Origin of the sequence: Pseudomonas sp. EA_15y_Pfl1_P101, assembly GCF_963970835.1 — a bacterium.
GTDB lineage: Bacteria > Pseudomonadota > Gammaproteobacteria > Pseudomonadales > Pseudomonadaceae > Aquipseudomonas > Aquipseudomonas tritici.
Map to the genome: position 1 here is coordinate 432,544 of NZ_CAXAPA010000003.1, position 17,779 is coordinate 450,322.

A 17,779-nucleotide genomic window follows, 5' to 3' on the forward strand; every position below is an offset into this window, starting at 1 on the left:
GGGAGCAGGCAAGCCACAGTTTGATGTTCATTGCCTTCAGATACTGCGCATGCGCTTGCGCTGCTGGGTCTGGCTGGGGGACTCGTCGAACAGTTTTCGGTATTCGGCTGAAAACCGGCCCAGATGAGTGAACCCCCAACCTAGAGCGATTTCGGAAATGGTGCGAGTGGAGCCATGCTCAAGGATTTCCTGGCGAACCGAACTCAGTCGGTACTTCTTCAAATAAGCCATCGGCGACAGTGCGAAATACTTACGAAACGCATCGAACAGCTTGAACCGCGACACCCCTGCGGCCGCTTCGAGGTCTTCCAGATGCACGGCTTCGCGAGCGTTGTCGTGGATGTACTGGCGCGCACGGATCAGGTAGTGCGGCAGTTTCACGCCCAATACGTCGCGCAGTTCTTCGGAGTAATTGTTCGGCTGGGCCAGGATCAGGCCCTTAATCAACGAACTTTCCAGGTCGCGGGTGAACGCAGCCTGCTCATACAACTCGCTGCCGTGTTCCAGCTCCGCAATGAAGTAACGCGCCATGCGCCACCACGACGCTGAAGCGCCGTCCACCGCGTCCATCACTGACTCAAAGCGCAACGGCGCCTCAATCGGCCGATGCAGCAACCCTTCCAGGGACTCGCTCATCGCTGCGCGCGTGATCACCACCTGCAACTTGCGACAGTCACCGGAAATCGCCAGCACCTGGTGCTCGTTAGGCGAGATGATCACCCCTTGGTCACGGTTGGAACTCAGGCGCTCGCCGTTCTTGCTCAATTCCTGCTCGCCCACCAGCGGCAGGCTCAGGCTATAGCTGCTGAAGTGCTCGGCGTCTTCGATGTCGATGGTCACGTCGGTGCCGTATTCGATCATGCCCAAGGTAGTGGCGCGCGACTTGAACACGTTGGCGCTGTGATGAAAACGCAGGCGTTCGGGCGTGGCGGTGGCCAGGCGATGGGGCCCGCAGATGCCGGACATCCAGCTGCGGGCGCCTTCCAGGTCGAAGCGTTGAATCGTTTGGCTGCTCATCAGGGTGCACCCACGGCGGTTAGGCATTTGCGCGCTCTGACGGCGCGTCCTGTCGATCAAGGCAAGTTCCAAGCCACACCTGCCGTATCGCAACCCGATGGATAGCAACGGTCGACTATGTGGATAAGTAGCCGGCTTTTTTCGCCTCTTGCCCTGCCAGACAGTAGCGCATCCCGTCACCGGCCTGCACCGGGTTGGGTATTTGCTGCCCAACTATCCGGCTCAGGTTCCCCCATTAAGTGGATAGCCCGCGCCCTGCCCCGCTGCCTCTAATGAACCACCGTTTAGCCCCAATCAAAAAGGTGCCTCCCATGAGTGGTGCAAGAAGCGTCGAGCAATGGAAAAGCTTTATCGACAGTTGCCTGGATTTTCGCCCGGCAGATGAAGTGTTCCGCATCGCCCGCGACATGTTCACTGAACCGGAACTGTTCGACCTGGAGATGGAACTGATCTTCGAGAAAAACTGGATCTACGCCTGCCACGAAAGCGAACTGGCGAACAACCACGACTTCGTGACGATGCGTGCCGGGCGCCAGCCAATGATCATCACCCGCGATGGCGACGGCCAGCTCAACGCGCTGATCAACGCCTGCCAGCATCGCGGCACCACGTTGACGCGAGTCGGCAAAGGTAATCAGTCGACCTTCACGTGCCCATTCCACGCCTGGTGCTACAAGAGCGATGGCCGGCTGGTGAAGGTCAAGGCGCCAGGGGAATACCCGGAAGGTTTCGACAAAGCCACACGCGGCCTGAAAAAGGCCCGCATCGAAAGCTACAAAGGGTTCGTGTTTATCAGCCTGGACGTGAATGGCACGGACAGCCTGGAAGACTTCCTCGGCGATGCGAACGTGTTTTTCGACATGATGGTCGCCCAGTCCGCCACCGGTGAGCTGGAAGTGCTGCCGGGCAAGTCCGCCTACACCTACGATGGCAACTGGAAATTGCAGAACGAAAACGGCCTGGACGGTTATCACGTCAGCACCGTGCACTACAACTACGTGGCCACGGTGCAGCACCGCCAACAGGTGAATACCGAGAACGGCAGCGCGTCCGGCACCACGCTGGACTACAGCAAACTCGGCGCCGGCGACGCGAATACCGACGACGGTTGGTTCGCCTTCAACAACGGCCACAGCCTGCTGTTCAGTGACATGCCCAACCCCAGCGTACGTTCCGGCTACGCCACCATCATGCCGCGCCTGATCGAAGAGCACGGCCAGCAAAAGGCCGAGTGGATGATGCACCGCCTGCGCAACCTGAACATCTACCCGAGCCTGTTCTTCCTCGACCAGATCAGCTCGCAACTGCGCATTATCCGGCCGGTGGCCTGGAACAAGACCGAAATTATCAGCCAGTGCCTGGGGGTGAAAAACGAATCCGACGCCGACCGCGAAAACCGTATTCGTCAGTTTGAAGATTTTTTCAACGTTTCGGGCATGGGCACGCCGGACGACCTGGTGGAGTTTCGCGAAGCCCAGCGCGGTTTCCAGGGCCGGCTGGAGCGCTGGAGCGATATCTCGCGCGGCAGCCATCGCTGGGAAAGCGGCCCCACGCCCAACAGCGAAGCCATCGGCATCCAGCCGGCCATGACCGGCACCGAGTTCACCCACGAAGGCCTCTACGTGAACCAACACCGCAACTGGCAGCGATTTCTGTTGGATGGCCTGGACCGGCAAGCGCTGAAACTGCGGGAGGTGGAATGATGAACGCGCACCTGCAATACCAGATAGAGCAGTTTTTCTACCGCAAATCCGAGCTGTGCGACGCCCAGGACTGGGATGCCTATGTGCAACTGTTCGATCCGCAGAGTGAATTCCACCTGCCGCAATGGGACTCGGAACACGTCTACACCCGCGACCCCAAGCGCGAGATGTCGTTGATCTATTACGCCAACCGTTCGGGCCTGGAAGACCGCGTGTTCCGGTTGCGCACGGGCAAAGCCGCGTCGGCGACACCCATGCCGCGTACCGTTCACCTGATCAACAACGTACGCATCGCCGAGCAGGCGGATGGCATGCTGGAAGTGCGGCTGAACTGGCACACGTTGTTTTGTCGGTTGGCCACTTCGGAGCAGTTTTACGGGCATGCCACCTACAGCCTCAAGCCCCATGGCGACAGTTGGTTGATTACGCGCAAGCACGCGTTGCTGCTCAACGACACCATCAACTCGGTGCTGGACTTCTATCACCTGTGAACACCTCCACAGCTGCTACGGGGTGTTTGGAGAGCAATCAGATGAATCACAAAGTGGCCTTCAGTTTTGCCGATGGCAAGACGCTGTTTTTCCCGGTAGGCCCCCATGAAATCCTGCTGGACGCAGCACTGCGCAACGGCATCAAGATCCCTCTGGACTGTCGCGAAGGCGTGTGCGGCACCTGCCAGGGTCGTTGCGAGTCAGGCGATTACAGCCAGGATTATGTGGACGAAGAAGCACTGTCGAGCCTCGATCTGCAACAGCGCAAGATGCTCAGTTGCCAGACGCGGGTGAAGTCCGACGCAACGTTCTATTTCGACTTTGATTCAAGCCTGTGCAATGCGCCCGGTCCGGTGCAGGTGCGAGGCACGGTGAGCGCGGTGCAGCAGGTGTCGGCGAGTACGGCGATCCTGCAGGTGCAGTTGGATCAGGCGCTGGATTTTCTGCCGGGTCAATACGCACGCCTGTCGGTGCCTGGCACGGACAGTTGGCGGTCTTACTCCTTCGCCAACCTTGCGGGCAATCAACTGCAGTTTCTGATCCGCCTGTTGCCCGATGGGGTGATGAGCAACTACATCCGCGAGCGCTGCCAGGTGGGCGATGAGCTGTTGATGGAAGCGCCACTCGGTGCCTTCTACCTGCGCCACGTCACCCAACCGCTGGTGCTGGTGGCGGGTGGAACCGGGCTTTCGGCCTTGCTGGGGATGCTCGATGAACTGGCTGCCAATGGCTGCAACCAGCCCGTGCACCTGTACTACGGCGTGCGCGGCGCCGAAGACTTATGTGAGGTGGCACGCATCCAAGGCTATGCCACAAAAATCGCTGATTTTCGCTACACCGAAGTATTGAGTGCCCCGTCAGATGAATGGCCCGGCAAACGGGGCTACCTCACCGAGCATTTCGACTTGGCTGAATTGCGGGACAGATCGGCGGATATGTACCTGTGCGGCCCCCCTCCAATGGTCGAGTCCATCCAACAATGGCTGGCGGATCAGGCACTTGATGGCGTTCAGCTGTATTACGAAAAGTTTACGCAGAGTAATATCTGACCCCTCAGCACTTCTGAGGGGTTGGTGCTGCGTGCAATCAACCCTGAGAAAAACAAGTAGAAGGGAATGTTAATGGCGGATGACATGGTTAACCCGGTAGGCCTCAAGCGTGGCCTGAAGAACCGGCACATTCAGCTGATCGCCTTGGGAGGGGCGATCGGCACGGGGTTGTTCCTCGGCTCGGCCGGGGTGCTCAAGTCGGCGGGGCCGTCGATGATCCTCGGTTACGCGATTGCCGGTTTTATCGCGTTCCTGATCATGCGCCAGCTCGGTGAAATGATCGTCGAAGAGCCGGTGGCCGGGTCCTTCAGCCACTTCGCCCACAAATACTGGGGCGGTTACGCAGGCTTCCTGGCGGGCTGGAACTACTGGGTACTCTACGTGCTGGTGGGCATGGCCGAACTGACGGCCGTGGGCAAGTACATCCAGTTCTGGTGGCCAGAGATCCCGACCTGGGTCAGTGCGCTGGTGTTCTTTGTCGCGGTGAACTTGATCAACACCCTGAACGTGAAGTTCTTCGGTGAGACCGAGTTCTGGTTCGCGATCATCAAGGTGGTGGCGATTGTCGGCATGATCGTGCTTGGCTGCTACCTGCTGTTCAGCGGTACCGGCGGCCCGCAAGCGTCCGTCAGCAACCTGTGGAGCCACGGCGGGTTCTTCCCGAATGGCGGCATGGGGCTGTTGATGTCCATGGCATTCATCATGTTCTCGTTTGGTGGCCTGGAGCTGGTGGGTATCACCGCCGCCGAGGCCAGCGAGCCGCGCAAAGTGATCCCGAAAGCGATCAACCAAGTCGTCTACCGGATCCTGATCTTCTACGTCGGCGCGCTCACCGTGTTGCTGTCGCTGTACCCGTGGGACCAACTGTTGCAAACCCTCGGCGCGTCGGGCGATCCCTACAGCGGCAGCCCGTTTGTGCAGATCTTCTCGCTGATCGGCAACGACACCGCTGCGCACATCCTCAACTTCGTGGTGCTGACCGCGGCGCTGTCGGTGTACAACAGCGGCGTGTACTGCAACAGTCGCATGCTGTTCGGCCTGGCCGAGCAAGGCGATGCGCCAAAAGCGTTGATGAAACTCAACAAGCAAGGCGTGCCGCTGCGGGCGCTGGCGATTTCGGCACTGGTGACGATGCTGTGCGTGGTGGTCAACTACGTCGCGCCGCAGAGTGCGCTGGAGTTGCTGTTTGCGCTGGTGGTCGCCTCGCTGATGATCAACTGGGCGCTAATCAGCATCACCCATATCAAGTTCCGTAAGGCCATGGGCGAGCAAGGCGTGACGCCGTCGTTCAAGACCTTCTGGTTCCCGTTCAGCAACTACCTGTGCCTGGCGTTCATGCTGATGATCATCAGCGTGATGCTGGCGATCCCGGGTATTCGCGAGTCGGTGTATGCGATGCCGGTGTGGGTGGGGATTATCTACATTGCCTACCGGTTGCGGATGAAAAACGCCAAAGTAGCCGTGATGCAATAACCCCTGTGGGAGCGGGCAAGCCAGCTCCCACCGTTTTGAATGTGTTCCAACTGAAAAGCCCCGGTGATCCGGGGCTTTTTGTTTACAGCGTGGAGCGAACTCGCCAGAGTTCGGGGAACAGCACGGTATCGAGCATCTTGCGCAAATAGCCCACGCCTTCGGTGCCGCCAGTACCCGGCTGGAAGCCGATAATCCGCTCCACCGTGGTCACATGGCGGAAGCGCCACTGACGGAACGAATCCTCCAGGTCGATAAATTTCTCGGCCAACTGATACAAATCCCAGTACCGGCTTGGATCGCGATACACCTCGCGCCACGCCGCCTCCACGGATTCATCGTGAACCGTCGCCGCCGTCGGGTCGCGCTCGGCACGTTTCGGGTCAATCGCCAAACCTGCCTTAACCATCAGGTTGATCGCTTCGTCATACAGCGACGGCGTAGCAATCGCCACTTTCAACTGATTCAACAGCTCCGGCCGATGGGCGTGGGGCCGCAACAGCGCCGCGCTTTTATTGCCGAGGATAAATTCGATCTCACGGTACTGGAACGACTGGAACCCAGACGACTGCCCGAGGAACGGCCGAATGGCTTTGTACTCCGATGGCGTCATCGTCGCCAGCACCGCCCAGGCGTGCACCAATTGATCAAAGATCCGCGAGACCCGCGCCAGCATCTTGAACGCCGGCGGCAACTCGCCCAGGCGCACGTGCTCGCGGGCGGCCTTGAGTTCGTGGAGCATCAGTTTCATCCACAGCTCAGAGGTCTGGTGCTGGATGATGAAGAGCATTTCATTGTGGTCCGGCGACAGCGGATGCTGGGCGCTGAGGACTTTGCCCAGGTCCAGGTAATCGCCGTAGCTCATGGACTCGGAAAAATTCAGTTCGGCGTTATGCCATTCTTCCGGGGGTTGGTAATCAGGCGAGAAAGGACATTGGCTCATCGCGTGGGTTCCTTGAGCGGACGGAGAATAGCGCGGACCGGGCTGGCGTCGAGGTTGGCGAAACGCAGCGGCAGCGCGATCAGCTCATAGTCGCCCTCCGGCACGTCATCGAGCACGATGCCTTCCAGAATCGCCATGCCATGGCGGAACACGGCGTTGTGGGAATCCATGGTCTTGGACTGCTGCGGGTCCAGGGACGGGGTGTCGATACCGATCAAACGCACACCCAGGCTGGCCAGCAGCTCGATGGTTTGCGGGGCAATGGCGGTGAAGTTCGAGTCCCATTCGGTGAGTGGCGCTTTTGGATAAGTGCGCAGCAACACACGCTCCGGCACGTTATCCACACGGCCTTCCAGCTGATGCGGCTGCACCAGCGCAACGCTGTCCAGGCAATGCAGCACACGGCACGGCCCCATGTACACCTCCAACGACACCTCGCCAATCGGCGCGCCGTCTGCGCTGTAATGCAGCGGTGCATCCACATGGGCACCGGTGTGCGGCGATAGGGTAATGCGCCCGACATTCACCGGGCACTCCGGGCCGAACTGCCACACGCGTTCTTCCTGGAACGGCGTATCGCCCGGCCAGGTCGGGGTCGCCGTGCTCAAGGGTGGGCTGATGTCCCACCACGTTTTTATTGGGTTCATTTGAAGGCTCTCGGCGGTTACTGGGGTGAATGATACGAGGGCCTGCTGCGAATTTTCTTGCGAATTCTGGCGCGAAGCGGGAAATCTTTCGCACTTACTGCGAGGAATGGGTGGATTGGCGCTTAGATATATCATTCCGGCACGGTGGATCAGCCACTGAAGATCCAATGTGGGAGCGCAGGGTGCCAGAGGGATCGCATTCGCCTGCGCTTCTGAGCATCCCAATGTCGAGTTCAGACCACTGGCGCAACGCCAGAGGCCTTAGGGTTCATCTGTCCATTCCCTGCCCTGGAGTCATCATGTCCACGCCCATCACCGTACTGCGCGACACCCACCCCCTGCCGGTCCTGGACGCGTGCAAATGGGAAAAGCTCGAAGGCGACCCGCACACCGTGAACCTCAACGCTTACACCAGCGAAGACGGCAGCAAAATCATGGGTACCTGGATCTGTACACCGGGCAAGTGGTACGTGGACTACGTGAAGTGGGAATACTGCCACTTCCAGGAAGGCTACTGCATCATCACACCAGAAGGCCTGGAACCGATTCATTTGCGGGCTGGGGATATCTTTGTGGTGGAACCGGGGATGAAGGGGACGTGGGAAGTGGTCGAGACGGTGCGTAAGTATTTTGTGTTTGCTTGAAGTTGTTGTAGTGAGCGGGCTTGCCCCGCGCTGGGCAAGCCCGCTCACTACGCGTAGCGGCACCTTATTTGGGCTTGCGATAGCTGTTGATAATCGCCGAGAAGTCCTTGCCCCCTTCCCCACGCTGGCTCATTGATTGATACAACTGCTGGGCCACAGCGCCGAGGATCACCGGCTGCTTGGCCTGGCGCGCCGCTTCAGTAGCCAGGCCCAAATCCTTGAGCATCAAGTCGGCACCAAACCCGCCGGTGTAGCCACGGGACGACGGCGCGGTTTCAATCACGCCCGGCCATGGGTTGTAGGTGTCGGAACTCCAGCAACGCCCGGTGGAGCTGTTGATAATTCCCGCCAGCACTTGCGTGTCGATACCCAAGGCATCGCCTAGGGCCATGGCTTCGCTGACGCCAACCATGCTGATCCCCAGCAACAGGTTGTTGCAGATTTTGGCGATTTGCCCGGTGCCCACGTCGCCGCAATGCACGATGTTGCGGCCCATCTGCGCCAGCACCGGTTGCAGGGTGGCGAACAGTTCAGGGTTGGCGCCGACCATGAAGGTCAGCGTACCGGCCTGGGCGCCGCCCGTGCCGCCAGAGACTGGCGCGTCAGCCACGGCCACGCCTTGCTTCGCCGCTGCAGCCGCCACATCGCGGATGGTTTGCGGGTCGATGGTGCTGCAGTCCACCGCCGGCACGCCTTTGCCGATGCCGGCGAGCACGCCGTCTTCATTCAGCCAGACGCTGCGCACATGCGCAGCAGCGGGCAGCATCGTGATCACTAGCTCCGCGCCGTTGGCCGCATCACGCGGTGAGTCGCTGATAGCGCCGCCCAGCTCGGCCAGCTCCTTGAGCACCGTCTGGTTCAAGTCGAACAGGTTCAACGCGTGGCCGGCCTTGATCAGGTTGCGGGCCATGGGCGCGCCCATGTTGCCCAAGCCGATAAATGCAATCTTCATGGTCGTCTCCCGAATCAGCGCAGGTTGATGGTGGTGTTGACGCCATCGTTGACTGTGTCGTCATCAAACCAGCGGCTGGTGACGGTTTTGGTCTGGGTGTAGAACTGCACCACTTGCTTGCCGTACGGGCCAAGGTCGCCGAGTTTGGAACCACGGGAACCGGTGAAACTGAAGAACGGCACCGGCACCGGAATCGGGATGTTGATGCCGACTTGGCCTACATCGATTTCGCTCTGGAACTTACGCGCCGCCGCGCCGCTCTGGGTGAACAGGCCGGTGCCGTTGCCGAACGGGTTGGCGTTGACCAGTGCGATGGCCTCATCCAGGGTGTCGACTTCCAGCACCACAAGCACCGGCCCGAAAATTTCCTGGGTGTAGATTTGCATATCGGTGGTCACGCCCGAGAACAGGGTCGGGCCGACAAAGTTGCCTTGCTCATAGCCCGGCACCTTGATGTCACGGCCGTCCAGTTCCAGCTTGGCGCCTTCTTTCACGCCGCTTTCGATCAGTTCCAGGATTCGCGCCTTGGCGCGCTTGGAAATCACCGGGCCGACATCGGTACCGGCTTCGCTGCCGGCATTGACCTTGAGCTTTTGCGCCAGCGCCTTGAGATCCGGCAGCCACTGCTTCGACGCGCCCACCAGCACCACCACCGAGGTGGCCATGCAACGCTGGCCTGCCGCGCCGAAACCGGCGCCGACCAGGGCGTTGAGGGTGTGTTCACGGTTGGCATCCGGCAGCACCACCGCGTGGTTCTTGGCGCCCATCATCGATTGCACGCGCTTGCCGTGTTTGCCGGCCAGGTCGTAGACGTGAGTGCCCACGGCGGTCGAACCAACGAAGGACACAGCCTTGATGTCTTTATGGGTGCACAGCGCATCCACCACATCCTTACCGCCGTGCACCACGTTGAGCACGCCGGCAGGCACCCCGGCTTCCAGCGCCAACTCCACCAGCAGCATGGTCGACAGCGGGTCCTGCTCGGAAGGCTTGAGGACGAAGGTGTTACCGCAGGCAATCGCCATCGGGAACATCCACAGTGGAATCATCGCCGGGAAGTTGAACGGCGTAATACCGGCGCACACGCCGATAGGCTGGCGCAGGGTGTAGGTGTCGACGCCACCGGCGACGTTTTCAGCGAACTCGCCCATTTGCAGGGTGCCGATGGAACAGGCGTGTTCCACCACTTCCAGGCCACGAAAAATATCGCCTTCGGCATCGGCAATGGTCTTGCCCTGCTCGTTGCTGAGGACCACCGCAATGCGCTTGGAATGTTCGCGGATCAAGGCTTGCAGCTTGAGCATGATGCGCATGCGTGCGCCGATCGGCGTCAGCTTCCAGGTCTGGAAGGCGCGATGCGCGGCGTCGATGGCGGCGTTCACTTCATCGGCCGTGGCGAACGGAACTTTGGCCAGCACCTGCTGGGTGGCCGGGTTGACGATGTCTTGCCATTCGGTGGTCTTGGACTCGACCCACTCGCCGTTGATCAGCAACTTGACCTGTTGCACGGAAATATCGGCAGATGCGTTCATGTGGTCTCCAATCTTATATTTATGCAGAGAACCAAGGCGTTGAATCGCCTTGAAGAATGAGGCGTTCGGACTGTTTTTGGAGTATAGATGTGCAAATCTCTAATAAGAACGCACATAAAAGCCGGACCAATATGCAAAAAAACATCACGTCACTGGGCTCCCTGAACTGGGATGACCTGAAGTTTTTCCTTGAGGTGGCCCGCACCCGCAAGGCCAGCGTCGCCGCCAAGCGCCTGGCGGTGGACTACACCACCGTGTCACGGCGCATCAGTTCGCTGGAAATGTCACTCGGTACCCTGCTCTTCGAAAAATCCCGGACCAACGGTTTCGTCCTCACCCCCGAGGGCCAGCGTTTACTGGGCTATGCGGAGTCCATCGAAAGCACCCTGCATATGGCCTGCGAACAGGTGTCCGGCTCCGGCGTGGCACTGTCCGGCCATGTGCGCATGGGCTGCACCGAAGGCTTCGGCAGCTTTTTCGTCACCCCGCAATTGAGCCACTTCGTCGACACCTACCCGGCGATCTCAGTGGATATCCTGCCCCTGCCCCACTTCATTAGCCTGTCCAAGCGCGAAGCCGATATCGTCATCGCCCTGGAGCGCCCGGAACACGGGCCCTATGTGTGCTGCAAACTGTGTGATTACAAACTGCAGCTGTACGCGACCCAGGAATACCTCGATCAACACCCGCCGATACAACGCCCGGCGGATTTGGCTGAGCATCCGTTCATCAGCTACGTGGATGACCTGGCGTTCAGTTCGGAACTGCTTTACCTGGCGAATGTGGTGCCCGGCGCCAGCGCCAGTTTGCGCAGTACCAGCGTGATCGCGCAGTACGTGGCGGCGCAACAGGGGCGGTCGATGGCGATATTGCCGTGCTTTCTGGCGGCGCAGGATCCGCGGTTGCTGCCGGTGTTGGGGGAGCAGATTGCGATTACGCGGCAGTTCTGGATGTATTGCCGGGAGGACTTGAGGAAGCTGAAGCGGATTACGTTGTTGTGGGATTACATCAGGGAAGTGACGGAGCAGAATCAGGGGTTGTTGATGGGGGAGACGCGGGAGATTAGGTTTGCGGATTAAAGCGCCATCAACGACGATTCGCTTTAATTTGCAGGACGTTTCCTAGAGAATCTCCGGCCTATTGTGCCGTAGGGTTCGAGTCATTAGCCTCCGTACTTCGCTGACATCAGCGAACGGGTTTAGCGACCCGAACCCGGACACAGCCTCCAACGGCAAGAGCTTCGTGCTCGTCGTTCTCGTGTTATGGCGGCTGTGCGTGGGAGACCCTCGGGTCTGCCGGGTCCTGGGTCCGGTTCGCTAACCTGCGTACAGCTGCCACCCTTTCATGTTTAGCGACATGAATGGGTGGTTCCTAAAACTCCCAGGTATGAATCATGACTAAAATCGTCCCCGACCCACCGCGTTCCTCCATCACCACCCTCGGCGTAGTCACATTCGGCGACTACGGCGAAAACGAAAAAACCCTGTTCCGCGTCAACTCCGGCATGCCGATTGAGGAAGCTTTGGAACACGCCTCCACCCTACTTTTTTACTCCAAGAAACTCGCGATGGAAGCCGCCATGGATGTACGCGGCGAGCACTACGCATGGGCTGCGCATTACCTGTGTGAAATGGGCAAGGCCGTGGTGGATGACCTGACGCAGGCGATGACAGCGGGCCGATAAGCAAATACCGTTCGAATGCGGGAGGAGCCTTGCTCCTTCCTACATTTAAACCGCACCAGCCCCGGCAATTTGCGGATACCGAGCCCGAACTTCGCGCAGAAACTTACTCGCACTGGTCTTGAGCCATTCAATCAGCCGAGCGATATCCGGCTCTAATTGCCGCCCGTTTCGACAAATGATGTAGTACGCCGCTGGCGACATCATCGCGGGGCTTTTCAACGCAACCAACGCGCCGTCTTCCAATTGGTCGTATACCAACGCAGTCCTGCCCAGTGCGATGCCTGTGCCCTTCACCGCCAGGCTGATCGCCAAGCTCGAATCCGGAAATCGTGGCCCATGGTGATAAGGAGGCGCCGCCAGCCCCTGAAACGCAAACCAACTTTCCCACCCTGGACACACCTGATCGTCCACCCGATGAATCAGCGGGTACCGGGCGACATCCTCCAGTGAAATATCCCCCTTCAACCGTAGAAATTCCGGCGAGCAAACGGGAAATACTGCGTCGCACATCAGCAGTTCAACATGGTGATCCGGATAATCGCCGTACCCCATCACCACCGCGACATCGTATTGATGAGCTTCCAGGCTGGTGCTGTTCATATCGGCGCTAGTCAACACCAGATCAAGGTTGAACGAGGCCTCTGTGTGCGACCCATGCATCCTGGGGATTAGCCACGTCGAACAGAGAGAAGACGTGCATGAGAGGTACAACGGTCGGGATTTACCGGGGTTGAGAGATTGCAGTACCCCATCCAGCGCCTTGAAAAAACCATCGGTAACCGGCAACAAGGCTTGCCCCGCCTGGGTCAGCTTGACGCCGCGTGAATGCCGCTCAAACAACTGCACGCCCCACCATTCCTCCAGGCCTGCAATTTGATGACTAATGGCGCTGGCAGTGAGGTTAAGCTCAGACGCCGCACGCGCAAAACTACCGGTTTGCGCAGCGCTGACGAACGCTTGAAGCATCGGTGTGGGAGGCGGACGCTGAGCCATCAGGTGCTCACTTTGATCAAGATGATCCCGCTAACAATGACGAATGCCGACAGCATCCGTCGCCAACCGAACCGTTCATGAAAGAACAGCGCGGCAATAATGGCGCCGATAATAACACTGGTTTCCCGCAGCGCTGAGACCTTGGCCACCGCGTCCAGCGACAACGCAAACAACACCAGTGCGTAGGACGCCAAGTAAAAAACGCCGCCTAATAGGCCAACTCGCCAATGCCCACGTATCGCTTGAGCCAAAGCCGAGCGCTCTTTGGAAAACGCCAGCAGTGGGATCGGAATACTCTGGAACACCGTCAGGTAGATGATGTACTGCAGCACCGTCTCACTGGCTCTTACACCTTTGGCGTCCACTACCGTGTAAGACGCGATAAATGCTCCAGCGCACACCGCCATCAGAATCGGCTTGAACATCTGCGCCGTCATCCTGCGCACAAAGGTCAGGCTGATAATTCCCACACATATCAGCGCCCCCCCCACCAGCGCCTGCAGTGACAACTGTTCATGCAACAGAAAGTAGGAAAACAATGCGACAAATACCGGCGGTACCCCACGCATCACCGGATAAACCTGACCGAAGTCACCCGTTTCGTAAGCTTTGATCAGAAATAACCGATAGACCGTATTGAGTACCACGGAGACGAGGATATAACCCCCTACCTCCAGGCTGGGCACACTGACAAGCGGCAACGCCAACAGGCATATCACCAGCGCGGTGCCATCCACCATGGCCAAGGTCATGAAGCGACTGCTACCGGCGCGGACTACGGCGTTCCAAGTGGCATGCATAAAGGCAGAGATCAGGACCAGCGTGATCGCGATATCGGAGTTGTCCATGGGGTTCGGCTTATGGCGGATAGTGGGGGGGATGTAAGTTATGAGCATCGGGGCATCACTGCTTGCGCAACCACATCCGTAGCAAGTAGCGATTTAGATCGTTCAAGGACTTCGCATCATCAATCACGCAACGTGGAGTATTCATATCTATAAAGTGCGTGCGGGTGTGGAGAAACTTGTTATCGGCTGAAATGAGTACCTGCCCTGGTTCCAGCAACACTCGATGCTGAACCGATGACTGATCGAGAGCGGTGTCAAGAAAGTCTAGCGCTTGGGATGGGGCCACTGTTAATGGCACTCCCGCTTTAAGGTGAGCGGACTCAATGTAGACGCGAAAGTATCTGATCAGCGGAATACCTTCATTGGAGAAGCTCAGAATAGGTGCTTTGAACAACTGTTCCTCATCTGACATACCGCGGTTTTCAAAAAAGAAGTCGCACTTAAGCTCTTCCAATATTTCTGGAAACGCCATCAGCTCCGCGTATACCGCGCTTGCATCAATCAGAATACTCTCACCTCCCAAAAGCGCTTTTTGTCCGCAAGCCAGGATCAAGTAATCGATAGGCAACGGGTCGCTCACTCCATCGTTGTGCACATAGGCACCTTGGCGGGTTTGATGGTATCTCGCACCGTCCTCAATGCTCTTACCGCCCCTGTCATAAACCTCAATCACCTTATGACCGAGATGGTTCTGCACCATTGGCACACCGAGTAGAGAGCCAAATGTCCATATCAGCGACTTGAAAATCGAAAGCTTGTCGACCTTAAAGCCATCAAGAATCAAGATATGGCTTTCATGATCGATCATGGTTCGGATTCTATCTAGCTCCCTATTCAGGACGGGTAAGTGTAGAGGATTGATGTGCGCGGCGTTGGTATCGAATCGAATTCCCTGACGCTCAGACTCGAACAACTCTCTTGCGCTCAACAGCTCGTCAAAAGCAATGTTTGAAAGTCTAGTTTTAGAAACTTCCTGGCGGAAATTACTGACGTTTATGCTCATCGCAGTCCTTTACGGTGGTTAGTTCGAGCGGCCATTTAACTAAGCCCACCCTTTGCGAAAAAGCGAAACCTCGTCAGCCTAGCCATCAAGATTCGTCATGGCAGACTTCTCCTACAGGAAACATGCTTGACGGTCTTTGCTGAGATACGGTGATGGTGCGTCAACGCAGGCGATGACACCGGGCCGCTAAGCGAACGCTGTAGCAAGGCACCGCAAAACCCACTGTGGGAGCTGGCTTGCCTGCGATGGCAGTATGTCCGTCAGTACATCCAGTACTGAGACACCGCTATCGCCGGCCAGCTCCCACAGTTGATGGGGTTTCACATTGAGGTCGGCGGGACGGGCTCAATCCGCGATCACAACAATCGACACCCGCCGATTCTCGGTGCGCCCTTCAGCGGTGTCATTGGAGGCTACCGGTTTGCTACTGCCCAAGCCGCGTAGCTGGATGTTTTCTTCTTTCATGCCCACGCCGGTCAGCACCGTGGCCACGCTTTTGGCACGACGCAGGGACAGTTGTTGGTTGTAGGTTTCCTTGCCAGACGCATCGGTGTGGCCATCGACACGAACGCGTTCGATACCTACGCCAAGCAGGGCCTTGCCGATGCGCTGGACGATGTCGGTGCTGGGTCGGTTGAGGGTCTCGACATCGCTGCCAAACAGCACTTTGCCGGACAGGCCGAATGACCAGCCTTCGTCGGTCATTTCAAAGCCTTGCAGCTTGAGGACCGCGACCTGCGCCGGGGTCAGGCCTTTGGGTGGGGGCGTCTGACAGCCGCCGAGGGCGAGCAGTGCCATCAGCAGGGAGATAAACATAAAACGTGCGGTGGTGAACAATGGTCAACTCCTGTGTTGAAGATTGACGGCGGCGTGCTCCGACTCCGCCGTGTGCTGGCCGCCCGAGGACAGGCGCTTGGCCTGGTACATCGCCGCGTCGGCCGCATTGAGCAGGGTGCCGGGGGTGGCACCATGATCGGGGTAGATGGCGATGCCGATACTGAGGGAGGTCAATACCTCGGTATTGCCGGGCACGGGGATCGGCAGGTCCATGCTGGCAATGATCTTGTCGGCGATACGCTTAGCGTCTGCCACCTCGTGCAACGGCGCCAGCAGGACGGCGAACTCATCCCCCCCCAGGCGCGCTACCAGGTCATCTTCACGCAATTGCGCACGCACACGCTGGGCGACGGCCACGAGGACGGCATCGCCGGCGGCATGACCAAAGCTGTCATTGACCTCTTTGAAGCGGTCGCTGTCGAGGTAGAGCACCGCCACTTGCTCTTTGGCCTTGGCGGCGCTGCGCAGAGCACGAATCAGACGGCCTTCGAAGAACGCCCGGTTGGGCAAACCGGTGAGGCTGTCGTGGTTGGCCTGGTGGGCGAGGAATTCGTTTTCGCTCTGCAGGTGGCTTTGCCAGGCTTCCATCTCGCCGAGCAAGGCATTGAAGTCACTGCCCAGGCTGTCGAGCTCAGCGATTTGCGCCGGCGGTACGCGGCGGTCGAAGTCACGTTCGCTGCGAGCGGCATGGGCCACGGCGGCAAGGCTTTGCAGGGGACCTGTGATGCCACGTAACAAGCGTCGCGCAAGGTGCAGGGCGACCCACGCGCTGAGCGCGGTGCACATGAGAATTCCAGCCAGCCCGCTGAGCAGGAACCGCAGCAGACTGCCGCCGTGACCGGTGAGATTAACGCTGCCGACGGCGCGACCTTGATGCAGAATCGGCTGGCTGATGGGTTGTTCGAGCAAGGTATGCGCCAGCGCCAATTCAACTCGCGAAAGCATGCCCGTTTCCGGACGTATCCACTGCGCCAACAACCTGCCGTTGATATCGAAGACGTCTGCCCGCGCCACCTCTTCGGTGGAGGCAATCAGGCTAAGGGCCTCGGTGGCCGCCGCGCTGTCGTTGAACACCACCGCCGCCTCAACGGTGTAGCTGATAGAGCGCGCGATCAGGTGCAGGTTGTGTTCGGCGTAGACCCTCAGCGCCAGCACGCCGAGCAGCGTCAGGGAAACACTGGCCAGGATCACCGCGACCAGCGCCAGGATCAGGTGCCCCCGGCCGATGACCGAGCGCAGCGTCGGTCGCACTTTATCGGCCTTCATGGCGCGGGCGCTCGGCGACGTGACAACTGCAGCACGCTGGGGTGAATACGTACGCCACTGCGGGCGACGGAGTCGAGATTGACGTCGAATGACACTTGCTCATCACTCACCCGCAGGCAGAACAGGCTGCCCACGGTGCACTCGTCACCGCCTTCGCTGATGCTAAGCACCGGGTGGCCGATCAATGAGGTAAACAGCTGGCTGCGCTCGTCGGCACTGAGTTTGCCGATGTACACCGCATCGCAGGCGTCGACGATATCAGGATGGCTGGCCAGCAGGCGCTGCACCACGACCGGACGGCCGGTGGCCTGGGTGGTGCCTTTGACCAGGTCGTCGGTGTATTGGGTCGGGCCGACGATACACAGGCGCAATTGCGCAGGCTCAGCCGGCCAGCGCGCATAACTGAGGATACCGAGCACCACCTGGGTGACCGCTTGGGCACGGTGGGCGGCAAGGTCAATGGGCTCGGGCGCCTGGGCGAAGGCGCGTGGTGCGAGCACGCACAGGGCCGCCACCAGCAACATGCGTCTCCAGCTCAAACTGCGCTCTGTGGGCGAGACAGCCATGTTCATGCAGAGACACTCTCAGTTTTTTTTCAGATCATGCCGCAACGATAGCACAGTGGTGGAACCCCTCAGCGGAATGGGTCTTCACGTGGCCCGCTCTTTTTTCAGAAAAATCAGACGCCTGAATAAGAAAT

The 17,779-nt window shown here is 59.0% G+C and carries 18 protein-coding genes; 7 read left to right on the top strand and 11 right to left on the bottom strand.

The features are described 5' to 3' along the window. Positions 1-36: 36 nt before the first annotated feature. Entirely contained in the window at positions 37-1,017 is a 981-nt protein-coding gene (locus tag AACY36_RS06740; protein WP_339420526.1) for an AraC family transcriptional regulator, read from the bottom strand. 311 nt (positions 1,018-1,328) lie between these two features. Here AACY36_RS06740 and antA point away from each other — a divergent pair, with 311 nt between their 5' ends. The 4 genes from antA to AACY36_RS06760 all read left to right on the top strand — a co-directional run bounded on the left by antA (position 1,329) and on the right by AACY36_RS06760 (position 5,733). Then, entirely contained in the window at positions 1,329-2,720 is a 1,392-nt protein-coding gene (gene antA, locus AACY36_RS06745) for an anthranilate 1,2-dioxygenase large subunit (protein ID WP_339420525.1), read from the top strand. Beyond that, positions 2,720-3,211: an anthranilate 1,2-dioxygenase small subunit gene (antB, locus tag AACY36_RS06750; protein ID WP_339420524.1), complete on the top strand. Its 492-nt coding sequence runs from the start codon at positions 2,720-2,722 to the stop codon at positions 3,209-3,211. Before antA ends, antB begins: the two co-directional genes overlap by 1 nt. A gap of 41 nt (positions 3,212-3,252) precedes the next feature. Beyond that, a complete protein-coding gene (antC, locus tag AACY36_RS06755) occupies positions 3,253-4,260 on the top strand; it encodes an anthranilate 1,2-dioxygenase electron transfer component AntC (protein ID WP_339420523.1) in 1,008 nt (335 codons plus the stop codon). 72 nt (positions 4,261-4,332) lie between these two features. Further along, entirely contained in the window at positions 4,333-5,733 is a 1,401-nt protein-coding gene (locus AACY36_RS06760; RefSeq protein WP_339427499.1) for an amino acid permease, read from the top strand. An 82-nt stretch (positions 5,734-5,815) separates the two neighbouring features. Here AACY36_RS06760 and kynA read toward each other — a convergent pair whose 3' ends face one another. Then, the gene (gene kynA / locus AACY36_RS06765) at positions 5,816-6,673 is read right to left on the bottom strand and encodes a tryptophan 2,3-dioxygenase (RefSeq protein ID WP_219269019.1); all 858 of its coding nucleotides are present in this window, start codon (positions 6,671-6,673) and stop codon (positions 5,816-5,818) included. Continuing rightward, positions 6,670-7,320, bottom strand: a complete 651-nt coding sequence (gene kynB, locus AACY36_RS06770) for an arylformamidase (protein WP_339420521.1) — start codon at positions 7,318-7,320, stop codon at positions 6,670-6,672. The genes kynA and kynB overlap by 4 nt, the downstream gene beginning before the upstream one ends. 299 nt (positions 7,321-7,619) lie before the next feature. On the opposite strand from kynB, the gene AACY36_RS06775 reads away from it, so the two are divergent. Then, positions 7,620-7,964 carry a cupin domain-containing protein gene (locus tag AACY36_RS06775; protein ID WP_049711538.1) on the top strand — a complete coding sequence of 115 codons (345 nt, stop codon included), beginning with the start codon at positions 7,620-7,622 and terminating at the stop codon, positions 7,962-7,964. Between the two features lie 64 nt (positions 7,965-8,028). On the opposite strand, the gene mmsB is transcribed toward AACY36_RS06775, so the two are convergent. Further along, complete coding sequence (mmsB, locus tag AACY36_RS06780; RefSeq protein WP_339420520.1) at positions 8,029-8,916, bottom strand: 3-hydroxyisobutyrate dehydrogenase; 888 nt, start codon at positions 8,914-8,916, stop codon at positions 8,029-8,031. A gap of 14 nt (positions 8,917-8,930) precedes the next feature. Then, positions 8,931-10,448 (bottom strand): CoA-acylating methylmalonate-semialdehyde dehydrogenase, encoded by a 1,518-nt coding sequence (locus tag AACY36_RS06785; protein ID WP_339437465.1) that lies wholly within the window; start codon positions 10,446-10,448, stop codon positions 8,931-8,933. Between the two features lie 131 nt (positions 10,449-10,579). Between AACY36_RS06785 and AACY36_RS06790 the strand changes: the two genes are divergently transcribed. Both AACY36_RS06790 and AACY36_RS06795 read left to right on the top strand, forming a co-directional pair. Then, complete coding sequence (locus AACY36_RS06790) at positions 10,580-11,527, top strand: LysR family transcriptional regulator (RefSeq protein WP_339420518.1); 948 nt, start codon at positions 10,580-10,582, stop codon at positions 11,525-11,527. A 314-nt stretch (positions 11,528-11,841) separates the two neighbouring features. Continuing rightward, entirely contained in the window at positions 11,842-12,132 is a 291-nt protein-coding gene (locus AACY36_RS06795) for a DUF3077 domain-containing protein (RefSeq protein WP_339420517.1), read from the top strand. A 45-nt stretch (positions 12,133-12,177) separates the two neighbouring features. On the opposite strand, the gene AACY36_RS06800 is transcribed toward AACY36_RS06795, so the two are convergent. The 6 genes from AACY36_RS06800 to AACY36_RS06825 all read right to left on the bottom strand — a co-directional run bounded on the left by AACY36_RS06800 (position 12,178) and on the right by AACY36_RS06825 (position 17,651). Next, a complete protein-coding gene (locus AACY36_RS06800) occupies positions 12,178-13,125 on the bottom strand; it encodes a LysR substrate-binding domain-containing protein (RefSeq protein ID WP_339427501.1) in 948 nt (315 codons plus the stop codon). Beyond that, complete coding sequence (locus AACY36_RS06805; protein WP_339420515.1) at positions 13,125-13,973, bottom strand: EamA family transporter; 849 nt, start codon at positions 13,971-13,973, stop codon at positions 13,125-13,127. The genes AACY36_RS06800 and AACY36_RS06805 overlap by 1 nt, the downstream gene beginning before the upstream one ends. Positions 13,974-14,028: 55 nt before the next feature. Then, positions 14,029-14,976: a TauD/TfdA family dioxygenase gene (locus tag AACY36_RS06810; RefSeq protein ID WP_339420514.1), complete on the bottom strand. Its 948-nt coding sequence runs from the start codon at positions 14,974-14,976 to the stop codon at positions 14,029-14,031. 345 nt (positions 14,977-15,321) lie between these two features. Next, positions 15,322-15,813: an OmpA family protein gene (locus tag AACY36_RS06815; RefSeq protein ID WP_339420513.1), complete on the bottom strand. Its 492-nt coding sequence runs from the start codon at positions 15,811-15,813 to the stop codon at positions 15,322-15,324. A 3-nt stretch (positions 15,814-15,816) separates the two neighbouring features. Next, entirely contained in the window at positions 15,817-17,079 is a 1,263-nt protein-coding gene (locus AACY36_RS06820) for a diguanylate cyclase domain-containing protein (protein ID WP_339420512.1), read from the bottom strand. Next, positions 17,076-17,651: a YfiR family protein gene (locus tag AACY36_RS06825; RefSeq protein WP_339420511.1), complete on the bottom strand. Its 576-nt coding sequence runs from the start codon at positions 17,649-17,651 to the stop codon at positions 17,076-17,078. Before AACY36_RS06825 ends, AACY36_RS06820 begins: the two co-directional genes overlap by 4 nt. Between the last annotated feature and the right edge of the window lie 128 nt (positions 17,652-17,779).

Excerpts from the sequence above, each read along its gene's own strand:
- AACY36_RS06805 (WP_339420515.1), bottom strand. The coding sequence starts at position 13,973 with ATGGACAACTCCGATATCGCGATCACGCTGGTCCTGATCTCTGCCTTT.
- AACY36_RS06795 (WP_339420517.1), top strand. The coding sequence starts at position 11,842 with ATGACTAAAATCGTCCCCGACCCACCGCGTTCCTCCATCACCACCCTC.
- kynA (WP_219269019.1), bottom strand. The coding sequence starts at position 6,673 with ATGAGCCAATGTCCTTTCTCGCCTGATTACCAACCCCCGGAAGAATGG.
- AACY36_RS06775 (WP_049711538.1), top strand. The coding sequence starts at position 7,620 with ATGTCCACGCCCATCACCGTACTGCGCGACACCCACCCCCTGCCGGTC.
- AACY36_RS06800 (WP_339427501.1), bottom strand. The coding sequence starts at position 13,125 with ATGGCTCAGCGTCCGCCTCCCACACCGATGCTTCAAGCGTTCGTCAGC.
- AACY36_RS06740 (WP_339420526.1), bottom strand. The coding sequence starts at position 1,017 with ATGAGCAGCCAAACGATTCAACGCTTCGACCTGGAAGGCGCCCGCAGC.
- AACY36_RS06820 (WP_339420512.1), bottom strand. The coding sequence starts at position 17,079 with ATGAAGGCCGATAAAGTGCGACCGACGCTGCGCTCGGTCATCGGCCGG.
- AACY36_RS06760 (WP_339427499.1), top strand. The coding sequence starts at position 4,333 with ATGGCGGATGACATGGTTAACCCGGTAGGCCTCAAGCGTGGCCTGAAG.
- antC (WP_339420523.1), top strand. The coding sequence starts at position 3,253 with ATGAATCACAAAGTGGCCTTCAGTTTTGCCGATGGCAAGACGCTGTTT.
- AACY36_RS06825 (WP_339420511.1), bottom strand. The coding sequence starts at position 17,651 with ATGAACATGGCTGTCTCGCCCACAGAGCGCAGTTTGAGCTGGAGACGC.
- antA (WP_339420525.1), top strand. The coding sequence starts at position 1,329 with ATGAGTGGTGCAAGAAGCGTCGAGCAATGGAAAAGCTTTATCGACAGT.
- AACY36_RS06790 (WP_339420518.1), top strand. The coding sequence starts at position 10,580 with ATGCAAAAAAACATCACGTCACTGGGCTCCCTGAACTGGGATGACCTG.
- mmsB (WP_339420520.1), bottom strand. The coding sequence starts at position 8,916 with ATGAAGATTGCATTTATCGGCTTGGGCAACATGGGCGCGCCCATGGCC.
- AACY36_RS06810 (WP_339420514.1), bottom strand. The coding sequence starts at position 14,976 with ATGAGCATAAACGTCAGTAATTTCCGCCAGGAAGTTTCTAAAACTAGA.
- AACY36_RS06785 (WP_339437465.1), bottom strand. The coding sequence starts at position 10,448 with ATGAACGCATCTGCCGATATTTCCGTGCAACAGGTCAAGTTGCTGATC.
- antB (WP_339420524.1), top strand. The coding sequence starts at position 2,720 with ATGAACGCGCACCTGCAATACCAGATAGAGCAGTTTTTCTACCGCAAA.
- kynB (WP_339420521.1), bottom strand. The coding sequence starts at position 7,320 with ATGAACCCAATAAAAACGTGGTGGGACATCAGCCCACCCTTGAGCACG.